Annotated in this window: 16 protein-coding genes and 1 riboswitch; of the genes, 5 read left to right on the forward strand and 11 right to left on the reverse strand. The window is 61.6% G+C overall.

The genetic code is table 11. From position 1 onward, the window contains the following. Position 1: 1 nt before the first annotated feature. On the reverse strand, positions 2–1051 hold the full coding sequence (locus tag HKL97_RS13240; RefSeq protein ID WP_291426143.1) for an efflux RND transporter periplasmic adaptor subunit: 1050 nt from the start codon (positions 1049–1051) through the stop codon (positions 2–4). Positions 1052–1119: 68 nt separating this feature from the next. Here HKL97_RS13240 and HKL97_RS13245 point away from each other — a divergent pair, with 68 nt between their 5' ends. The 3 genes from HKL97_RS13245 to metF are packed head-to-tail and all read left to right on the forward strand — an operon-like array spanning position 1120 to position 3275. Then, positions 1120–1344 carry a hypothetical protein gene (locus HKL97_RS13245; protein ID WP_291426145.1) on the forward strand — a complete coding sequence of 75 codons (225 nt, stop codon included), beginning with the start codon at positions 1120–1122 and terminating at the stop codon, positions 1342–1344. A gap of 36 nt (positions 1345–1380) precedes the next feature. Beyond that, positions 1381–2343 carry a metalloregulator ArsR/SmtB family transcription factor gene (locus tag HKL97_RS13250; protein WP_291426146.1) on the forward strand — a complete coding sequence of 321 codons (963 nt, stop codon included), beginning with the start codon at positions 1381–1383 and terminating at the stop codon, positions 2341–2343. Next, positions 2340–3275: a methylenetetrahydrofolate reductase [NAD(P)H] gene (gene metF / locus HKL97_RS13255; RefSeq protein ID WP_291426148.1), complete on the forward strand. Its 936-nt coding sequence runs from the start codon at positions 2340–2342 to the stop codon at positions 3273–3275. Before HKL97_RS13250 ends, metF begins: the two co-directional genes overlap by 4 nt. Here metF and thiC read toward each other — a convergent pair. Further along, entirely contained in the window at positions 3239–5068 is a 1830-nt protein-coding gene (gene thiC / locus HKL97_RS13260) for a phosphomethylpyrimidine synthase ThiC (protein ID WP_291426150.1), read from the reverse strand. The two genes, metF and thiC, sit on opposite strands and share 37 nt — an antisense overlap. A 39-nt stretch (positions 5069–5107) precedes the next feature. Next, positions 5108–5229, reverse strand: a riboswitch (TPP riboswitch). 173 nt (positions 5230–5402) lie between these two features. On the opposite strand from thiC, the gene HKL97_RS13265 reads away from it, so the two are divergent. Beyond that, positions 5403–5606, forward strand: a complete 204-nt coding sequence (locus HKL97_RS13265; protein ID WP_291426152.1) for a hypothetical protein — start codon at positions 5403–5405, stop codon at positions 5604–5606. A gap of 158 nt (positions 5607–5764) precedes the next feature. After that, on the forward strand, positions 5765–6550 hold the full coding sequence (locus tag HKL97_RS13270) for an SDR family oxidoreductase (protein WP_291426154.1): 786 nt from the start codon (positions 5765–5767) through the stop codon (positions 6548–6550). A gap of 36 nt (positions 6551–6586) precedes the next feature. Here the strand turns inward: HKL97_RS13270 and HKL97_RS13275 are convergent, their stop codons facing one another. The 9 genes from HKL97_RS13275 to HKL97_RS13315 all read right to left on the reverse strand — a co-directional run bounded on the left by HKL97_RS13275 (position 6587) and on the right by HKL97_RS13315 (position 18798). After that, positions 6587–7000 carry a nuclear transport factor 2 family protein gene (locus tag HKL97_RS13275; RefSeq protein WP_291426156.1) on the reverse strand — a complete coding sequence of 138 codons (414 nt, stop codon included), beginning with the start codon at positions 6998–7000 and terminating at the stop codon, positions 6587–6589. A 2-nt stretch (positions 7001–7002) separates the two neighbouring features. Beyond that, positions 7003–7404 (reverse strand): nuclear transport factor 2 family protein, encoded by a 402-nt coding sequence (locus HKL97_RS13280; protein ID WP_291426158.1) that lies wholly within the window; start codon positions 7402–7404, stop codon positions 7003–7005. A gap of 5 nt (positions 7405–7409) precedes the next feature. After that, complete coding sequence (locus HKL97_RS13285) at positions 7410–9872, reverse strand: RND family transporter (RefSeq protein WP_291426160.1); 2463 nt, start codon at positions 9870–9872, stop codon at positions 7410–7412. Positions 9873–9878: 6 nt separating this feature from the next. After that, entirely contained in the window at positions 9879–10940 is a 1062-nt protein-coding gene (locus HKL97_RS13290) for a YCF48-related protein (protein ID WP_291426162.1), read from the reverse strand. Positions 10941–11048: 108 nt separating this feature from the next. After that, complete coding sequence (locus tag HKL97_RS13295; RefSeq protein ID WP_291426164.1) at positions 11049–12455, reverse strand: DUF1329 domain-containing protein; 1407 nt, start codon at positions 12453–12455, stop codon at positions 11049–11051. A gap of 28 nt (positions 12456–12483) precedes the next feature. After that, positions 12484–14106: a DUF1302 domain-containing protein gene (locus HKL97_RS13300; protein WP_291426166.1), complete on the reverse strand. Its 1623-nt coding sequence runs from the start codon at positions 14104–14106 to the stop codon at positions 12484–12486. Positions 14107–14331: 225 nt separating this feature from the next. Continuing rightward, on the reverse strand, positions 14332–15372 hold the full coding sequence (locus tag HKL97_RS13305) for an NADP-dependent oxidoreductase (protein WP_291426168.1): 1041 nt from the start codon (positions 15370–15372) through the stop codon (positions 14332–14334). A 19-nt stretch (positions 15373–15391) separates the two neighbouring features. Next, positions 15392–17470, reverse strand: coding sequence for an acetate--CoA ligase family protein (locus HKL97_RS13310; RefSeq protein WP_291426234.1), 2079 nt, complete (start codon positions 17468–17470; stop codon positions 15392–15394). Between the two features lie 17 nt (positions 17471–17487). After that, positions 17488–18798, reverse strand: coding sequence for a dihydrolipoamide acetyltransferase family protein (locus tag HKL97_RS13315; protein ID WP_291426170.1), 1311 nt, complete (start codon positions 18796–18798; stop codon positions 17488–17490). Positions 18799–18807: the final 9 nt, after the last annotated feature.

Here is an 18807-nt window from a genome sequence, read left to right on the forward strand (position 1 = left end):
GCTAATCAGGCGGCTGATACAAGGCGGCGATGCCGCGATGGTAAAGCAGATACGCGTTCACCACGACCACATCCCAGCCCGGCTTCAGGCCGGATTTTATCACCGTGTCAGCGCCTTGCGCCGGGCCCGGCACAACCGGGACCGGATGATCCCCCCACGCGGTGTGCAGCATCACCCACCATTGGCCTTTGTCGAGAATCAGGGCGCTGGAGGGCACCATGACCGCCTCGCGCGCCGGCAGGGCGAGCGTGACCGTGCCGAACACCCCCGGCGCCAGGGGGCTGCCCGGCGTTAAGGCCACCGGCTGGCCGCCATCGGCCTGCGCCGTGCCAAGCGCGCCGCGCACGCGCACCGGCACCGGGGCGCCGCCGCTGCCGGGTGTGAATATGCCCGGGGCGCCGGGGGCGATATCCGCCGCGGCGGCGTTGTAGAACACGGCGCGGAGCCAGTTGCCCGCTGCGGGCTGTATGGTGGCGGCAACCTGCCCCGCCGCCAGAAACCCACCGCTGACGGCCGGTACGCTCTGCACCACCCCCGCCAGCGGGCTGCGCAAAACCACCGCTTGCCGCAGCGCCGTTAAATCCGCCGCCGCCGTTGCGCGGCGCGCCGTTGCGGTGGCGAGCGCGGCCCTGGCCTGCGCGACCAGCTGGCGGGTGGAGAGGTGTTGTTGCAGCTTCTGCTGTTCCGCCGCCAGGGATATGGCCGCCGCATCCCGCGCGGCCGTGGCATCCACCAGCGCGCCTTGCGCCTGGGCCAGGGCGGCGGCAACCTGCGGGCCGCCCAGCCGGGCGATGACCTGCCCCGGCGCGACCCTCTGGCCGGGCAGCACGGCAAGCCCGGAAACAACCCCGGGCTGAACGGAGGTGACCATGACAACCCCGCCCGGCTGCTCACTTGCGAAGGCTGAAATTTCGGGAGTCTGCGGCGCCGATTTCGCCGCCACCCAGTCCACGCTGGCGGGAGCGGCCAGCGCGGCGCCGCCCGCGAAGGCGGCCAGCACGGCGCAAAAAACAACCCTGCACAGCTGGCGCGGCTTTACTGTTTCATCCATGCAGATTGATCACGCCAGTTCGCCCTTCGGTATTCCGCTGGCGCAATTTGTAAGCGCATAAAACTGGCATGGCCAGGGGGGCGAAACCTGTTAAAAAAATGGTAATGCCGCTGTCACCACAGCGCTCAGATATCAATATCTTTTCCAAACCAAGTGAAATCGCGGCCCAGCGCGGAAATACCAGGCCAGGCAAACAAAACCAGGAAACCGCCGATCCGCTGGTTTTTACCCGCATTGAAGACACCGCGATGCCCGGCCCCATGCTGCGGCTGGCGGCTTGCGGCCAGCGTTGACAAAGACATAAGCATATCTTTATATCTACAACTGATATGAACGATGCGCTTGAAATTTTCCGTGCCCTGGCCGATCCCACGCGGCTGCGGATGCTGGCCCTGTTGCGGGCGATGGAACTTTCCATCGGTGAGCTGGCGCAGGTGCTAGGGCAGAGCCAGCCACGTGTCTCGCGGCATGTAAAAATCCTGGCCGATGCCGGGATCGCGCGGCGGCGCAAGGAGGGGAGCTGGGTTTTTCTCAGCCTGGGCGATGCGGCGCGGATGGCGCCATTGCTGGCCGCCATCGACTCCTGGAGCGGGCTGGAGGAGGGCGATGACCGGGCGCTTGCGGATATGGCCCGCCTCGCCGCCGTGCGGGGCGAGCGCGCCCGCGCCGCGGAGGAATATTTCAACGCCCATGCCGCCGAATGGGACGAAATGCGCTCCCTGCATGTGGCGGAGAGCCAGGTTGAGGCCGCGATCCGCGCCACGCTGAGCGCCGCGCCCATCGGCCGGCTGGTTGATATCGGCACCGGCACCGGGCGGATGATCGAGCTTTTCGGGGAGACGGCGCGCAGCGTCATCGGGATAGAGCGCAGCCCCGAGATGCTGCGCCTCGCCCGCGCCAAGCTGGCCCGCGCCGGGCTGGAACAGGCGGAACTGCGCCAGGGGGATTTTCATGCCCTGCCGCTGCCGGGCGCCAGCGCCGATACCGTGATCATCCACCAGGTGCTGCACTACGCCCAGCAGCCCGAAACGGCGGTTGCCGAGGCGGCGCGCCTGCTTGCCCCCGGCGGGCGGCTGCTGGTGGTGGATTTCGGCCCGCACGAGAAGGAAGAGCTGCGCACCCGCCACGCGCACGCCCGGCTGGGCTTCACCGATGAGCAGATCGCCGGTTGGTTCGCCGGCGCGGGACTTGAGACCACGCCGCCCCAGCCGCTCGCGGGTGGCGAATTAACCGTGAAACTCTGGCTGGGCCAGCGCCCCGCCCTGGCTGATATGAAAGACATTGCCGCATGAACTCGCTCTCTCCGATGCGCCAGGGCGCCCCTGCTTTTGCTCACGCCGCGGGGGACATTGAGGTTTCCTTCGAGTTTTTCCCGCCAAAGACCGATAAAATGGACGCCGCGTTATGGGAGACCGTGCAAAACCTGGCGCCGCTCGGCCCGCGTTTTGTCTCCGTGACCTATGGCGCGGACGGCTCCACGCGCGAGCGCACCCATGCCACGGTTACCCGCATCGCGCATGAGACCCCGATACCGGCGGCGGCGCATCTCACCTGCGTGGGGGCCAGCAAGCGCGAGGTGCTGGAGATCGCGCAGAGCTACTGGGCGGCGGGCATCCGCCATATCGTCGCCCTGCGCGGCGACCCGCCACAGGCGGGCCAGCGCTTTACCCCGCACCCGCAGGGCTTTGCCAACGCCACGGCGCTGACCGCGGCGCTGAAAGCCGTTGCCCCGTTTGAAATCTCGGTTGCGGCCTATCCTGAATGCCATCCGGAGTCCCTCAGCATCCAGGCTGATCTCGACAACCTGAAGGCCAAGATTGACGCCGGGGCGGACCGCGCCATCACGCAGTTCTTCTTCTCGCCCGAGGCGTTCTTGCGCCTGCGAGACCGCGCCGCCGCCGCCGGTATCAACGCCGAGATCGTCCCCGGCATTCTTCCGGCCGCCAACGTCGCGCAGACGCGCAAATTCGCCGCCCAGTGCGGCACCGCAATCCCGCCATGGATGAACCGGCTGCTCGAGGGGCTGGATGAGCACCCCGAGACACGCCAGATCGTGGCCGCCACCATCGCCGCTGAAATGTGCATGAAGCTTTATGAGAGCGGGGTGCGCCACTTCCATTTCTATACGCTCAACCGCGCGGCATTATGCCACGCGATCTGCCATCTGCTGGGTAAAACCCCCGCCGCCTACACGCCAGAGCTGGCCGGCGCCACCGGCATGTAGAGCTGCTTGCCGGTCTCCTGGAACAAGGCTTTTTGCGTCTCCAGCCCGGTGATGCGCGCCGCCTCCTCGCGAATATCGTGGCTGATTTTCATGGAACAGAACTTTGGCCCGCACATGGAGCAGAAATGCGCGGTCTTGTGCGCCTCCTTGGGCAGCGTCTCGTCATGGAAACTGCGCGCCGTGTCCGGGTCCAGGCTCAGGTTGAACTGATCCTCCCAGCGGAACTCGAACCGCGCGCGCGAAACCGCATCATCGCGCAGCCGGGCGGCAGGATGGCCTTTTGCCAGATCCGCCGCATGGGCAGCGAGTTTGTAGGTGATGACGCCGGTTTTTACATCCTCGCGGTTCGGCAGGCCGAGATGCTCCTTGGGTGTGACATAGCAGAGCATGGCGGTGCCGAACCAGCCGATCATCGCAGCGCCGATGGCGGAGGTGATATGGTCATAGCCCGGCGCGATGTCGGTCGTCAGCGGCCCCAGCGTGTAGAACGGCGCTTCGCCGCAGGTGGCGAGCTGCTTGTCCATATTGGCCTTGATCTTGTGCATCGGTACATGGCCGGGGCCTTCGATCATCACCTGGCAACCCTTCGCCCAGGCGGTTTTCGTCAACTCGCCCAGGGTTTCCAGCTCGGCGAATTGCGCGGCGTCGTTGGCATCGGCGTTGGAGCCGGGGCGCAAGCCGTCACCCAATGAGAACGAGACATCGTATTTGCGCATGATGTCGCAAATGTCGCCGAAATGCTCATAGAGAAAACTCTCGCGGTGGTGCGAGAGGCACCAATGCGCCATGATGGAGCCGCCGCGCGAGACAATGCCGGTGACGCGCCGGGCGGTGAGCGGGATGTAGCCCAGCCGCACGCCGGCATGGATGGTGAAATAATCCACGCCCTGTTCGGCCTGCTCGATCAGTGTGTCCTTGAACACTTCCCAATCAAGTTTGCTTGCGTCACCGCCGACTTTCTCCAGCGCCTGATAGATCGGCACCGTGCCGATCGGCACCGGCGCATTGCGCAGAATCCAGCTGCGGATGTTGTGGATGTTGCGCCCGGTGGAGAGGTCCATCACCGTATCCGCGCCCCAGCGGATGGCCCAGACCAGCTTCTCCACCTCCTCGGCGGCGCTGGATGTCACCGCGGAGTTGCCAATATTGGCGTTGATCTTCACCAGAAAATTGCGCCCGATGATGACGGGTTCCAACTCCGGGTGGTTGATGTTGGCGGGGATGATGGCGCGCCCCGCAGCGATTTCCGCGCGGACGAATTCCGGCGTGACAAATTCCGGAATCGCCGCGCCGAAATCCTCGCCATCAGCCCGCAGGGCCGCCGCCTGCTCATGCGCGGCGTAGCGCCCCAGGTTTTCCCGGTGCGCGACATAGATCATCTCCTCGGTGACGATCCCGGCGCGGGCGAATTCGTATTGCGTGACCATCTGGCTATCGCGCGCCACATGAATCTGGTGCGGCGCCGGGCAAAGGGGCACCAGCCGGTCAACGGGCGTAAAACCATTGTCCTCGGGTTTAACCTCCCGCCCGGCGGCAGCCGCATAGCCGCGTCCGGCGATCCATCCGGCGCGGGGTTTGGGCAGGCCGGCGTCCAGGTCGATTTTTGCCGCATCTTCAGTATAGGGGCCGGAGGTGTCATAAAGCCGCAATGGCGGCTCGTTGGCGCTCGGGTGCAGCGCGATTTCGCGGAACGGCACCAGAATATCGGGCCTTTGCTGTGGCGCGGAATAGATCTTGCTCGAGCCGATGATCGGCCCGGTGGTCACTTCATGTAGCTTCTGCTGAATGGTCACGCGGTACGCCCTCCAAAAAACAGAGAGCGGGTGCAAAGATAAGCTGCAAACCCCCGTCCCTCCGCCGGTATGATCCGGATCAGGTTCAAAGGGTTTATCGCGGCGGGACATGTCCCCAAGCGACGTCTCAGTTCCTTCACGGAACACCCCTCGGTGCGCCCAGCAAACTATGCCGCGCGGCAGATGTCAAATACGGGCACGCCGGCCCGGCGCCAGGCCGCCCGAAAGAAGCGTGGCGCGGCTCAAGCCATGGCTATATGATGGCGCCCGGGGCGCTTGCCCGCGCGGCAAGGCCGCCTCAACCAGCAATGCGTGCCAAATTGAGGATGATGCCATGGACCTGAATGAAGCCTTGGAAGCCGACTGGATCAAGATCCGCGCGATTTTGAAGGACCAGTTGAAAAGCCTTGCCCAGGAGAAACATCCCCCGGTTGCGGGGCAGAGCGCCGAGGCCGCGCACGCCCAGGCGGTAGAGCGCGCCCACCGGCTGATCGCGGAATGCGAGAGCATCATCACGATTTATTCCCGGCGCGCATAGCCCCAACGGGAGGCTTCGCGGGACTCCGCGTTATGCGGCGCGCCGCGCTGCCGGCTTCATAAAATTTAGCCTTCAAATATATAATAAACAATTTTTTGTATATATTAAAACCGGGTTTTCGTATATTACAAAAACGCCGCATAACGAAAGGAAATACCATGAAGCAACTCGACGGCAAAACCGCGATCATCCTGGGAGCGAGCGCAAAGGGTAATCTCGGCCAGACACTGGCGAAACGTTTTCTCGCCGAGGGGGCGAATGTCGTCGTCTCCGGCCGGCGCGAGGATGAACTCACCACCTTCGCGAAAGATAACGGCTGCGCCTATAAGCCCTGCGACATCACCATGAAGTCTGACTGCGAGGCGCTGGCCGCCTTCACCCAGGACAAATATGGCCGTGTGGACATCGCCATCAACTCCACCGGCTGGGGCCTGCTGGTGCCCTTCCTTGAAACCACCGCGGAACAGCTTGCGAAAATGACAGCGCTGCAATTCATCGGCCCCTATTATTTCTACCAGGCGGTGATTCCGCACATGCCCAAGGGCGGCTCGCTCATTCAGATCTCATCGGCCACCGCCACCATCATGCTTGATAATCACGCCGCTTATATGGGAACGAAAGCCGGCACCGACCATGTCGTCAGATGCATCGCCAATGAGTTTGGTGAAAAGGGCATTCGCGCCAACTCCATCTCCCCGGGGCTGACGGATACACCGATGACGGAAGGTGCCTTCGCGAAAGCCGCTGTTGTTGCCTGCTTTGAACGGGAATATCCGCTTGGCCGGGTCGGCACGAAGGAAGACATCGCCGATGCCGCCGTGTGGCTCTCGCAGGACGGCTGCTTCATGACGGGGCAGAATTTGCAGGTGAACGGCGGGCTGACGCTGCGGCGCAATCCACGGGCTTCTGAAATTTCCGCGGCATTCATGGCTCCAGAAGCGTAGAATAAAATCGGCGCCGCAACCCGGCGCCGAACTTCATCAAACGGCCGGCTGGCCCTTTTCATACAAAACGCGCATCGCGTGCGTATCCCAGTAATGAGGCCAAACCTCGATCACCTTTCCGTCCTGCAAGCGCCAATGCTCCAGGATACGGGTCTGAAAATCCTCCCGGCCATCCGGGGATTTTCCAGACAAAATCATCAGTATCGCAAAATCCTCAGCATCATCGGCGCCCATGTACATCTCGGTCTTGATCGAAACATCCCGCCAGATGCCGGTGACGGTTGAAAAAAGCCGCTGCCAGCCTTCAAGACCACGATATTCACCGGCATAGGGCAGGCCCGCCGCCTCATGCACCACGAAGGCGGGATGCATCAGCGCCGCCACGGTTTTATCATCGAGAGTCTGCGCCGCGACGATGAATTTTTGCAAAATCTGCTTGTTGCTTTCCATGATCATCCCTCCATTCCCGACACCCGCCGCAGCAAATGCGTATCCCAATAATACGGCCGGACAAGGCTGATGAGCCCGTCGCGGAGTTCCCAGAGTTCCAGCATGCTGGTCTCAAAACGCTCACCGGTCTTAATCGAGCGGCCGGTAAGCCCTACCATGACGATCACGCGCGTCCCGGTTTCATCGGTGAGCGCATATTCAACCGACGGCATGAACTCGGTAAAAACCGAGCCGACGTTGGCGAGCAGGCGGCGCCAGCCTTCCAGGCCGTTGTAGGTGCCCGCATAGGGCAGGCTCGCCGCCTCCTCACCGTGGAAATCAGGGTGAACCAGCGCCTCCGCCCCGGCAAGATCCCCTTTAACGACGAGATCATAAAAACGAAAAATAATTTCCTGTGGTGACATGTGTTTCACTGGCTCATCAGCATGGAGTTGGAGGGCATCGTCTCAGATACGGTCTGCTCGGCTTTCTTGTCGTCATGAGTTGCAAAAAGGCGCGGCGGCAGCAGGAAATAGGCCAGCGCGGGCAGCAAAATCATCGCCCCCAGCATGTTCCACAGGAACATGAAGGCCAGCAGAAGACCCATGTCCGCCTGAAATTTGATCGGCGCGAAAACCCAGGTAACAACGCCCGCCGCCAGGGTGAAGCCCGTGAGCAGAACGACTTTTCCGGTAAAAAGCAGGGTTTGATGATAGGCGTCCGACAAGCTCGCGCCGGCACGCAATTGTTTGAGGACGATGGAGAGAACGTAGAGCGCATAATCCACGCCGATGCCAACACCCAAAGCAATCACCGGTAGCGTCGCCACCTTGATGCCGATATGCAGCATCACCATGAGCGCTTGCGCGAGGGTGGAAGTGAGCATCAGGGGCAGAACCGCGCACAGCACGGCGCGCCAGGAGCGGAAGGCAATGAAGCAGAAGAGAATCACCGTCGCGTACACCAGATAGAGCATCTGGCTGTTCGCCTGCTCGATCACGATGTTGGTGGCGGCCGCGATACCGGCGTTGCCACCTGCCAGGGTTATCTTGAAATTCGGGCTCTGGTTCTTCGGATTATTGATGAATGTCTGGACGGCGTTGGTCACGCTCGTTAGCGTTGCTGCCTTGTGATCATTCAGGTTGACATACAGCGGCAGGAACGAGCAGCCGAAATTTTCCAGCGATCGCGGCACAAATTGCGCGAAATCGTCAATCGAGGCCTGGTTGCGCACGATGGCGTACCATTTGGGCGAATTCTCGGTCATCAGCATGGTCGCCATCTGCGCGAAAGAGCCGATTGAACTGGTGGACTGCACCTGCGGCAGTTGATCCAGGCGCCATTCCAACGCGTTGAGCGTGTTGACTGTTTTGAAGTTGCTGCATTGATAGGGCTGGGTATCAACCATCACGACCAGCGTGTCCGAACCGGTTGAATAATGCGAAAGGATGTAGGCGTTGTCACGGTTATACTGCGAGTTTGCGCGCAGTTCGGGCGCACCCTGGTCCAGATCGCCAACCTGCACATGGCGCCCAATGGCCCAGCCCCCTCCGCCAAGTGCGACGCCACACACCAGCGCCACCGTGGCCCAGCGGCGGCGTGTGAAATGATCGAGGAAATCCCAGAGCAGATGCTTCACCCGCCCTTCGGCGCCCTCGCTGCGCAGGCTGCGAAGGGCGGCGGTCCTGCTGACGCCGGTATAGCTCAACAGCATGGGCAGCATGATGAGATTGGTGAAAATAAGGATCGCGACGCCAACGGAGGCAATCAGGGCCAGTTCGCGGATCGCTTCGATGCGGATGGTCATCAGCACCGCGAAGCTGGCGGCATCGCAGACCAGCGCGGCAAGGCCCGCGAGAAAGAGCCGCCGGAATGTATAGCGCGCGGCGATAAGCGGATGCGTGCCACGGCCGATATCCTGCATCACGCCGTTCATTTTCTGCGCGCCATGGCTCATGCCGATGGCGAAGATCAGAAACGGCACAAGGACGGAATAGGGATTCAGATCGAAGCCCATCAAAGGCACAAGCCCCATCTGCCAGGTTACCGCGACAAGAGAGGCGGTGACAACCAGCGCCGTTGAGCGAACGCAGCGCGTGTACCAGAAGAGCACGATGGTCGCGATGGCAATCGAGATCAGGAAAAAGACCAGAACCTTGTTGATCGCGTTGATCATGTCACCCATGACCATGGCGAAGCCGACGATATGCAGGCTCACACCCTGCGCGGCATATTTCGCGCGGATGGCGTTCAACTCGCGGGCGAGTTGGCCATAGTTGAGTGGCTTGCCTGTGAGGTTGTTGGTTTCCATCAAAGGCACATAGATCATGCTCGAGGTGAAATCGTTCGAGACGAGCTGGCCGATTTTTCCGGTTTTTTGAATATTCTGACGCACGATGTCGAGCGCCTTTGGCGATCCGTCATACGTCTCATCGATGACGGGTCCGCCTTCCAGCCCATCAGGCGTGACCGCGAGCCAGCGGGTCGATGGTGTCCAGAGCGAGGTCATGAAAGGACGGTCCACCCCTGGCAGCAGATAAATTTCGTCGCTTATATGCTCCAGCGTCGCCAGATACTTCTTGGAAATAATACTGCCATGATCAGCCGTTACCGCAATCTCGATGGCATCGCCCTGAGATTGGAGCTCGTTATAGTGCTTGAGAAAATTCACGATGAAAGGCTGATGCGTCGGAATCATGTTCTCGAAGCTTGCGTTGAGCTTCAACTTGTGAATTTGAAACCCCAGCGCCAGCGTGGTCAACAGGCATAGCAGCAGCACCACGGGGCGATTATTGAACAGCAAACGCTCGAGAAGCGAGCCGGACTGACGATCGAAATCGGCGATGTCGGCGATAACTGGCGCTGGACTTGAGTTGTGAGAAGCCAAAGCCAAGATTCCTTAATTATTTAGAAATTTAGCGGGAATAATGGAAACACCGCCGCTCCCGACCGCAACGAGATCGTTATCCGCGGCCTGGGTGATATCATACACTGACATCGGCGGCGCATCCGGCAACTGCGTGAAACTATGGCCATGATCGCGGCTGATGAACACACGCCCGGATTCAGCCGTGACCACCAGAATGCCCGAGGGCAACAGATGCGCGCTTGTCAGATTACTGCTTGAGCCGACTGAAATCTTTGTCCAGTCCTGCCCGCCATCTTCGCTGAGCGCGGCCCGCCCCGCGACACCGCAAACAAAAATCCCGCCATCACCCGTTGGCGATACCGCAAACAGGCTGGCATCAGTCGGCTGGGTTGTCTCGGGAAAAGTTGTGCCGCCATCGGTGGAGACAAATGTTAGTCCCGTCTCGGCGGCAATGAAGATCGAATTTCCATCCGTTGCGACATCGTATAAATTATGACTCAGCCGGTCATCAATGTGCAAGGACCAGTCCTGCCAGGTCTTGCCACCGTCCTGTGTACGCATGACCATGCGGTATGCACCGAATACCATCGCATCCTGCGGGCTTGTTGCCAGAATGGAAAAAAATGGCTTGTCCGGCCCGGCATCAAGAAAGAACTGCGCGCGGCGCATCGCCAGCGGCGCGCCCGGGCTTTGGTCGCCATCGGCCGCGGCCTGCTTCGCGGCGTCCATGGTCAACTGATTCGCCTGCAGGCCGTTCAACTGCTCCTGCCAGGTTCCGCCGCCGTCGTTCGTATGCAAAATAACGCCATAATGCCCGGCCGCCCAGCCATGCTGCGCATCAACGAAGGCAACGCAGGTCATGGTCACATCAACCGGCACCTGGGCCTGGGTCCAGCTGGTTCCGTTATCGTCAGAATAAACAATGCCGCCATGCTCGCCAGCCGCCACCAGCCGGTTGCCAGCCCGGGTGATCGCGATGAGAACGATCTTGCCGGGCGCTTTCAGCTTGATCGCCGGGGTATCAAGATCGCGGATTCCCGTGCCGGCCATCGCCAGAGTAGGCGGCGCTGCCAACAGAATACTGAATAACACACGCAGGAGACTCTTGAGAACCAACGCCAGGCTTCCTTTTGCAATCTTCAGAAAAACCAAACCCGCGGCAACCATCGGGGCCCTGACTGCCGCGGGGATAGGAGCGCCTTAGAAGGAGTCCTGGGCACCCAGGGTCTGGGGATTGAACGTGTTGGGCGTCAACGGCGCGAAGCTCACGGGCTCGTTGTAGGGCGCCGGCATATCCCACGCGCCGCCGCCTGAGACATATTCATCAGCCTGCAGATTATAAACCAGCGAGTTGCCATAGGCCGTGGAGGGCACATCAGGCCGCGTCTCCATGAACATGATCTGGTGATGATACAGATTGCCCTGGGCATCGTAAGCATCGCCCAGCACGGCATGCCAAGTGTCTTCATCAACATAGAACACGCGCCGCGGCAGCACGTTGCGCGCGCCCGGGTGGAGTGTGGCTTCAACAACCCATACGCGATGCAGCTCCCAGCGCACGATATCCGGATTCATGAAGTGCGGCTGATGTGCATTCTGCGGCGTGGAGAGGAACAGCGCGTTGTTGTTGTAGGGGATATACACTTCGCGCTTGCCGAGCAGCTTCCAGTCGTAACGATCGAGCGCACCGTAAAACACATAATACTCGTCGTACCCGCCGATGCCATCCAGCGTGGAGGCTGGCGTGTCATACGTCAGCTCCGGCGCCTTGCGCACGCGCCCTTGCCCGGCCAGATACTGCCAGACCTGCATCGGCTGGTTGGTGGTATTGGTGGGCTGCCACTCGATCAGCTCCTGCCCGTTGAAATTCGCCGGGGAGTAGAAATGCTCGTGATACTGGCGAATGTAGCCGTTGTAGTTTTCAAGCGTTCCATCCGGCTGATAATATGGGCTGGTCTCAATGTTGCGGTAGCCCAGCGCCAGCGTCAGTTGCCCCTGGCTGACCACCCATGATGAAATCATGCGGTTATAATTGCAGGACTCCCAGCGGGTGTTGTGGTTCCACATCACCTGTGCTCCGGCTTCCAGCGGGTCGCTCTGGTCGGGGATCGGGAAGGGGACGCCGCCGTAGGCATCCACGAACCCGAGACGCGAGCCGCCGGGAACCGGCTTGGTGCGCAGCGCGTTCTGATAGGTATTGTCATACACCCATTGCGGCGCGGCGGCCGTGCGATGTGTGGGATACACATCGATGCGGAACTCCGGCCACTTCTTCATCATGAACTTCACGCTCTCGCACAGCTTGTCCTCATACTGGGCCATGTTGCTGGCGTTGATCGAAACGACCTTGGCATCGGACTTGAACATGTCCGGCATCGGCTGGGCCGGAGTCCAGCCGTCGGGCGTGGTGGTCAGTCCGCCCGTCCAGGCGGGAATCGAGCCATCGGCATTGCCGGCGCGCTCGGCGCCAAAGGGGGTGAGCGTGGTTTTCAGCTGCGCCGCCATATCCGGCGTCACGGCCGCGCGGGCCGCTTTCGGCACCGCCATACCGGCGGCAAGCGCGCTGGCACTGCTGGTCATCAGGGTATTAAAAGTTCTTCTCTTCATGCGTCGTTCCTCGCCATTTATATTTTAGTTAGAATGTGCGCTGGATATTGAAGGCCACATAACCGCGATCCGCCAGCGGGTTCAGGCTGGGATCAGGCCGGCCCAGATATTCCTGGTAGGTTATGCCCGCAGTCCAAACGGAACGGTAGGTTCCTGTTACACCAAAGTTAATCGTCCCCGTGCCGTGATTCATGGTCGCGTCGATCTGTGAGCGGCCAAGGAAATTATACTTGAAGCCGATCGGGAAGGAAACCGTGAGGTTGGGCAGAACCTCGTAGTAGGTTGGCGAGAACACAACGTCGAAGGCAGCACCTGTCGCATCGCGATGCGGGGTCAATTCGGCGGCGCCGGAGTCAACCGAGAGCACATGGTTCATGGCAACTTCGCCATCAATCGTCATGCCGCCGGGGTCGAGCGGAAGGCCGGGCGAGACATAGATGAACGAGGCCTGAGCCGCCATCGTGCTGCCCTTGGCATAGAGCGCGCCGCCGTTGGCCGGGCCCACGGGGGTTGGAGTGAACGCCGCGCCGCTGACCAGAGGCATATTGCGGCGGCCCGAAATTTCACCCGCCACGTTCACCGGCCCAACCGTGGTGGACAATGCCGCGCCAAAGAGCTGAATATCGCGCGGATAAACCAGATAATAACTGCCAACGGAGTTGCTCGGCTGGCCAGGCTGCGGGCCGGTCAGGTAAAGCGATGGCGCTTTCGCATCAAAGCGTTCGGCGTAGAGGCCAACGTCATAATTGCCGTAGGTCGCCTGCACCGAGAGACCGAATTCGCCGTTATTGATCGGCGGCCGGATATCCTTGGTGCGGTACAGATACGCATTGTTGCCCGCGATCAGGCGCTGGCCGCCCTTGTCGAGGATATCGGCGCTGGAGAAGTAAGCGCCCACGCCCTGGAACGTGTCAGGCTCCCACTCGAACTGATAAAAACCCTGGATTGTATAGGTCATGTTCGGCTGATAGGTGACCACCGCCTGGCCGACCGGCAGGAAGATCTGCTGCGCCTGGGCGTTGGGCAGGCTTTCGGCCTTGATGACATCAATCGGCGCCTGGCCGGCGGAGATGCCGTTGGTCGCAAAGAACAGGCTCTGGCCCCAAAGCAGCGTCTGGCGGCCGAGCTTCACGGTGAGGGTCTGCTGGTCACCCCGGCCGAAGGAGGTCGAGCCATAGACGAAGGCGTCCAGCAGAACGGCGTTCTGGCCGTTGATGTTGCGCGTGGCGCTGGTGAAATCCTTATTGCTCGGCGTGGAGTAGGGATTGTAGGTCGCGGGCGAGTTGTTCTGCGTCGTGCCGAGATAAGGCGTGTCGAGATAGAACTCACCGCTGACATGCGCGCCGTAATTTCCATCCTTGATGTCAAGCACGGGCAGCAGATCAAATGTATTGTCAACGATGCCATGGCGGAAATTCAGATCGCCATCATTGCCATTTATATTGTTCGTGAGAATGGCCGAGGGATTGTTCACGCGGTATATGGCGGACCATTCAGCCGTCGTATCAAGGCTGATTTCCGTGCCGCCGCCATTGCTATATACATTGAACGCACAGGCAGGCGCGCCTGACATCAACAATCCGCCTAGCAGGGCCGTGCCGCCCAGCAATAGCGTCCGTAGATTATTCCCAGAATGTGGTTTGGTTATCATCCTTGAGCTCCTCGCTTCCCTTTTTGTTTTATATTGCAGTCTCTCTCCACCGCCCCGGTAAGAGGCAGAAGCCAAAAGAAACCGGGATCGCCGCTATCCTCCCCCGCTCCCCCAACGCCGGCCGCCCCTCGGGCGGAATCAGCTTCATTTATTTATATAAAGAATGCCAAATAGAAAATAATATTGCAAGACATTTGTATAATGTTTTGCGCTTTTTCTGTGCGGCTAAGCGACGCCCGGATCGATCCTGACCATCAACTTGCCAGTATGCCCGCCACCGGGCGCAAACAGGCTCTGGAAGACGCTCAACGTGTTTTCGATCCCATCGCGCACATCAACGTCATAAACCAGCTGGCCGGAGCGTATCCAGCCGGAGAGGGCGCTCACCGCCTCGGCCGCGCGCGGGAAATAATCAAGCACCAGGAAGCCCTCGATCGTCGCGCGGCGCATCAGGATCTTGGTCAAATCCACACCCTGCACTCGTTCCCTGGCGTTATACTGCGAAATCAGCCCGCACAGCATAACCCGGCCGCGCAGGGCGATGTTCTCGATGACGGCATTGCCGATCTCACCACCAACATTCTCAAAATACATATCAACACCGCCACCGCCATCCGCACGCGGCGGCGCCAGCTGTGCCAGACGCGCGGCTACGTCCTCATTTTTGTAGTCTATGGCTTCATCGAATCCAAACCGCGTTTTCAGATACCGGCACTTCTCAGCACCACCGGCAATACCGATCACGCGACAGCCCATGATCTTACCGATCTGCCCAACGATGGAACCCACCGCCCCCGCCGCCGCGGAGACCACCAGTGTTTCGCCAGCCTGGGGCTTGCCAACCTCGAGAAGGCCGAAATAAGCGGTGATCCCGGTGGCGCCCAGCACGCTCATCCACGCGCTCAGCGGCACGCCCGCAACCGGCGTTACGCGCCCCACCTCGGCAGGGGTGAAGAGATGATATTCCGCCCAGCCGCCAAGCCCTGTCACCAGGTCGCCCGGCGCGAAACCCTCCGCCGCGGAGGCCTCAACCGTGCCGATGATGCCGCCATACATCGGCCCGCCCAGCGGTACCGGCGGCATGTAGCTCGGCTCATCCTTCATCCATAAGCGATTGGCCGGATCAAGCGACAAATATCCGGTACGCACCAGCATCTGCCCAGGCTGCACCACCGGCTTCGGCTTTTCCTCAAAGCGCAAGCACGCATCAACATCATCGCCAACCGGGCGGCGGATTAAAGTCCATTGCTTATTGGTTGCAGACATCACTAACTCCCCCTGGCCGTCAGATTTGCGCGCTGATCAGCGCATCGACAATAACCGCCCCCTGCCCGTCCGGGCGCACGAGGACCGGATTGATTTCAACATCACGCAGGGCAGAACCCGCCTGCATCACCATATCGGAGAGCTTCAGCATGACCTCAATCAGCGCTTCCTCATCGGCGGGTTTGGCGCCGCGGAAACCGGTGAGCAGCGGGTGCGCCTTCAATTCCCGCAGCATCTCACAGGCAATATCGCGATTTATGGGCAGCAGGCGTAGCGAGATGTCCTTGTACAGCTCGGTCAGCACGCCACCCAAGCCCGCTGTCAGCACCGGGCCGAACACCGGGTCGCGGGTGACGCCCAGCAGCATGCCGACACCTTCACTAACCTGCTGCTGAACCGTCGCCCCCTCAATGCGCGCATCGGGCAGCGCCTTGCGCGCCGATTCTGTGACGCTCAGGAAAGCCTCACGCGCCGCCTCAGGCGTCTTCAAATCCAGCCGCACGCCGCCAACCTCGGTCTTGTGCAAGATATCGGCGCTCAGCACCTTCACCGCAACGGGGCAGCCAAGCTCTGCCGCCATCGCCACCGCTTCATCGGCCGTGGTGGCGATGCGCTCTTCCACCACCGGCAGACCGTAGCGCTTGAGGAATGATTTTGCCTCCGCCTCGTTCAGCGTCCTATAAGGGGCGGTGGAGAGCGGCGCATGCGGCACGGGCACCCAGCCGGGCTTGTGGGAGCGGGCCGCCCAGTCCAGATAGCCGCCGAGGGCGCGCGCCGTCTGGCCAATTTCAGGCAGCACGGCCACACCGGCCGCCTCCAGCTCCGCCACGCGTTCCGCACCGGTCGGGTCAATCGCCACCAGCAACTTGCCGGTTCTTCCTGCCGCCTCGATGAGCGCGGGGGACACCAGATCCAGCAGATAGCCCATGATATAAAAAACTATGCAATCCAGCGCATCGGTCTCGAGCAGCGCATTCAACGCGGCGGTGAAGAAGCTGAGGTCATTGGTCACCTGCCCGGTCAGATCAACCGGATTGGTCCACATGCCATAACGCGGCAGCAGCGCCGCGAGCTTCGCCTGCACCTCCGCTGGGAGCGTGGGAATTTCCAGCCCCGCTTCGGCGAAACGGTCAGAGAGAATGGCGCACCCGGCCCCCGAGACGGAGACGATGCAGGTGCGCAGCCCGGCCGGCCGCCGGCCCGTGCGCCACAGGCGCGCGAAGTCGATGATCTGGCCAGGATCTCCGCCCACCGCCGCCCCAGCTTGGCGAAGTGCTGCCTTGTAGACAACCGCATTCCCCGCCATCGCCGCCGTGTGCGAGGCCGCCGCCTCGGCCGCCTTTTCGGAATCGCCTACTTTGAGCAGAAACAATGGCTTGGCCTGTTCGCGCATGCGCGCGGCAGCCGCCAGAAAACGCGGGCCGTCGCGCAGCTGTTCAACATAGCCGAGCACCGCTTTTGTTCCAGGATCATCAGCAAGATACTCAAGATATTCCGAAAACTCGACGCACGCTTCGTTGCCGGTGTTGGCAAAGCAGGAATAGCCAAGCCCGGCGCGCGCGCCCATGATCATGAAAATAGCCGCCATGTTGCCGCTTTGCGCGATCACCCCCACCGGCCCGGCAGGCTGCGGCGTCTCAAATCCCTTCAGGAAGGTGGCGAAAAGCTGCGTGCGGAAATTGGCATGCCCCAGACAATTCGGGCCCGAGATGACCATGCCGGTCTCGCGCGCAAATTCAACCACCTCGCGCTGCAACGCCTCGCCCTGCTCGGTATGTTCCTCGGCAAAACCTGAAGCAAACAGAACGGCAGCGGGGATGCCCTTAGCATGGGCTGCGCGCAAGGTCTGCATGGTCTCGCTCGCGCGCACCGCCAGCACCGCCAGATCCGGCGTGAAGGGCAGCGAGGCGATATCAGAATGGCAGGCAAACCCCGCGATCTCGCGATAGCGCGGATTGACGAGCGCCAGCCGATCAGGCCCAAAACCGAGGCGCAGAGCGGTATTAACCGGAATCCCCCCGGTACGCTCATAATTCTGGCTGGCCCCTACGATGACAAGAGTCTTGGCATCAAAGAGTGGACGAAGCTTGTGGGACATCGCGTTCAAATCAAACCTCAAACCAGGAGGGAGAGCGGCGCTTCGACACGCGCCTTGAAATCAGCCAGGAACCGGGCGCCAAGCGCGCCGTCGATGGCGCGGTGGTCACAGGAGAGCGTGACCGAGAGTACCGTCACAAAACCAACGCCGCCATCCTTGGTCTCGCGCGCCTCGCGCCGGGTGGCGCCCACCGCGAGGATGCCGCCCTGCGGCGGGTTGATGATCGCCTCGAACTGACGCACGCCGAACATGCCGAGGTTTGAAACCGTGAAGGTGCCGCCTTGCAAATTTTCCGCCTGTAGGCCGCGCCCCCGGGCCTTCGCCGCCAGATCGCGCGCGCCGGCCGCGAGAGCGGAGAGCGAGAGCTGCGCCGCATCACGGATGACCGGCACCAGCAGGCCGCCCTCGATGGAAACGGCGACGCCCAGATCCACCCGCGCGAAACGGCGGATGCCCTCAGGCGTGAAATGCACATTCATATCCGGACAGGCGGTCAGGCTTTTCGCGGTGGCGCACAGCAAAAAATCATTAACCGAGAATTTTGCAGCACTTGCCGGCGCGTTCACCTCGGCGCGCAGCGCAAGCAACCGGTCCATCTCCACATCCATCGTCAGGTAGAAATGCGGGATCGTTTGCTTGGCCGCCTGCAACGTGCTGGCAATGGCGCGGCGCATGCCGCTCAGGGGCAGCAGCTCATCGCGCTGGGCCGCAGCACCAACCTTGGGCGATACGGGCGCGGCGGCATTTGCGCCGGGCTCTATATCCTCCCAGGTGATGCGCCCCTGACGGCCGGTGCCGGTGATGCCCGCCAGGGAAATGCCCAGCGCGGCGGCGCGCTGCAAGGCCCTCGGCGTGGCGCGGGGCGGCTGCGCCGCGGCCTGCACATCAGCCAGGCGAATCCGCGCGCCCTCCGGCGTGAGCCCTGCCAGGTCCACGCCAAGCTCAACCGCCGCCCGCTTGGCAAGCGGCGTCGCCTTGGGGGCTGCGGGCTCTTGCGCGGCCACCTGCGGCACAGGTGCCGCCTCCTGCAACGCGGCGCCGGTTTTCTGCGCAATGAAGGTGTCAACTTCCGCGGCGTTCACGCCCGCCGGTGCAATCACCGCCAGCAACGCGCCCACAGGGTAAATCTCGCCGGCCTTGCCGAGCAGACGCGCCACAACACCATCGTCCTCACACTCAAGCGTGTTGACGATTTTGGCGGTCTCGATATCGGCGAGCTCAACGCCCTTGGCCACGGCAGCGCCTTCGGCCACATGCCATGCGGCAAGCTGACCCTCGGTCATTTCCAGTCCCCACTTGGGCATGGTCACGGCAAATATTTGCGGCATATCTTCCCC

It is taken from the genome of Acidocella sp. (assembly GCF_013044125.1).
Taxonomy (GTDB): domain Bacteria; phylum Pseudomonadota; class Alphaproteobacteria; order Acetobacterales; family Acetobacteraceae; genus Acidocella.

What these genes read in the sequence shown, in the direction of transcription:
- HKL97_RS13270 (WP_291426154.1), top strand. Translation starts at nt 5,765, where the DNA reads ATGAAGCAACTCGACGGCAAAACCGCGATCATCCTGGGAGCGAGCGCA.
- HKL97_RS13265 (WP_291426152.1), top strand. Translation starts at nt 5,403, where the DNA reads ATGGACCTGAATGAAGCCTTGGAAGCCGACTGGATCAAGATCCGCGCG.
- HKL97_RS13295 (WP_291426164.1), bottom strand. Translation starts at nt 12,455, where the DNA reads ATGAAGAGAAGAACTTTTAATACCCTGATGACCAGCAGTGCCAGCGCG.
- metF (WP_291426148.1), top strand. Translation starts at nt 2,340, where the DNA reads ATGAACTCGCTCTCTCCGATGCGCCAGGGCGCCCCTGCTTTTGCTCAC.
- HKL97_RS13250 (WP_291426146.1), top strand. Translation starts at nt 1,381, where the DNA reads ATGAACGATGCGCTTGAAATTTTCCGTGCCCTGGCCGATCCCACGCGG.
- HKL97_RS13315 (WP_291426170.1), bottom strand. Translation starts at nt 18,798, where the DNA reads ATGCCGCAAATATTTGCCGTGACCATGCCCAAGTGGGGACTGGAAATG.
- HKL97_RS13245 (WP_291426145.1), top strand. Translation starts at nt 1,120, where the DNA reads ATGGCCAGGGGGGCGAAACCTGTTAAAAAAATGGTAATGCCGCTGTCA.
- HKL97_RS13305 (WP_291426168.1), bottom strand. Translation starts at nt 15,372, where the DNA reads ATGTCTGCAACCAATAAGCAATGGACTTTAATCCGCCGCCCGGTTGGC.
- HKL97_RS13275 (WP_291426156.1), bottom strand. Translation starts at nt 7,000, where the DNA reads ATGGAAAGCAACAAGCAGATTTTGCAAAAATTCATCGTCGCGGCGCAG.
- HKL97_RS13240 (WP_291426143.1), bottom strand. Translation starts at nt 1,051, where the DNA reads ATGGATGAAACAGTAAAGCCGCGCCAGCTGTGCAGGGTTGTTTTTTGC.
- HKL97_RS13310 (WP_291426234.1), bottom strand. Translation starts at nt 17,470, where the DNA reads ATGTCCCACAAGCTTCGTCCACTCTTTGATGCCAAGACTCTTGTCATC.
- HKL97_RS13300 (WP_291426166.1), bottom strand. Translation starts at nt 14,106, where the DNA reads ATGATAACCAAACCACATTCTGGGAATAATCTACGGACGCTATTGCTG.
- HKL97_RS13280 (WP_291426158.1), bottom strand. Translation starts at nt 7,404, where the DNA reads ATGTCACCACAGGAAATTATTTTTCGTTTTTATGATCTCGTCGTTAAA.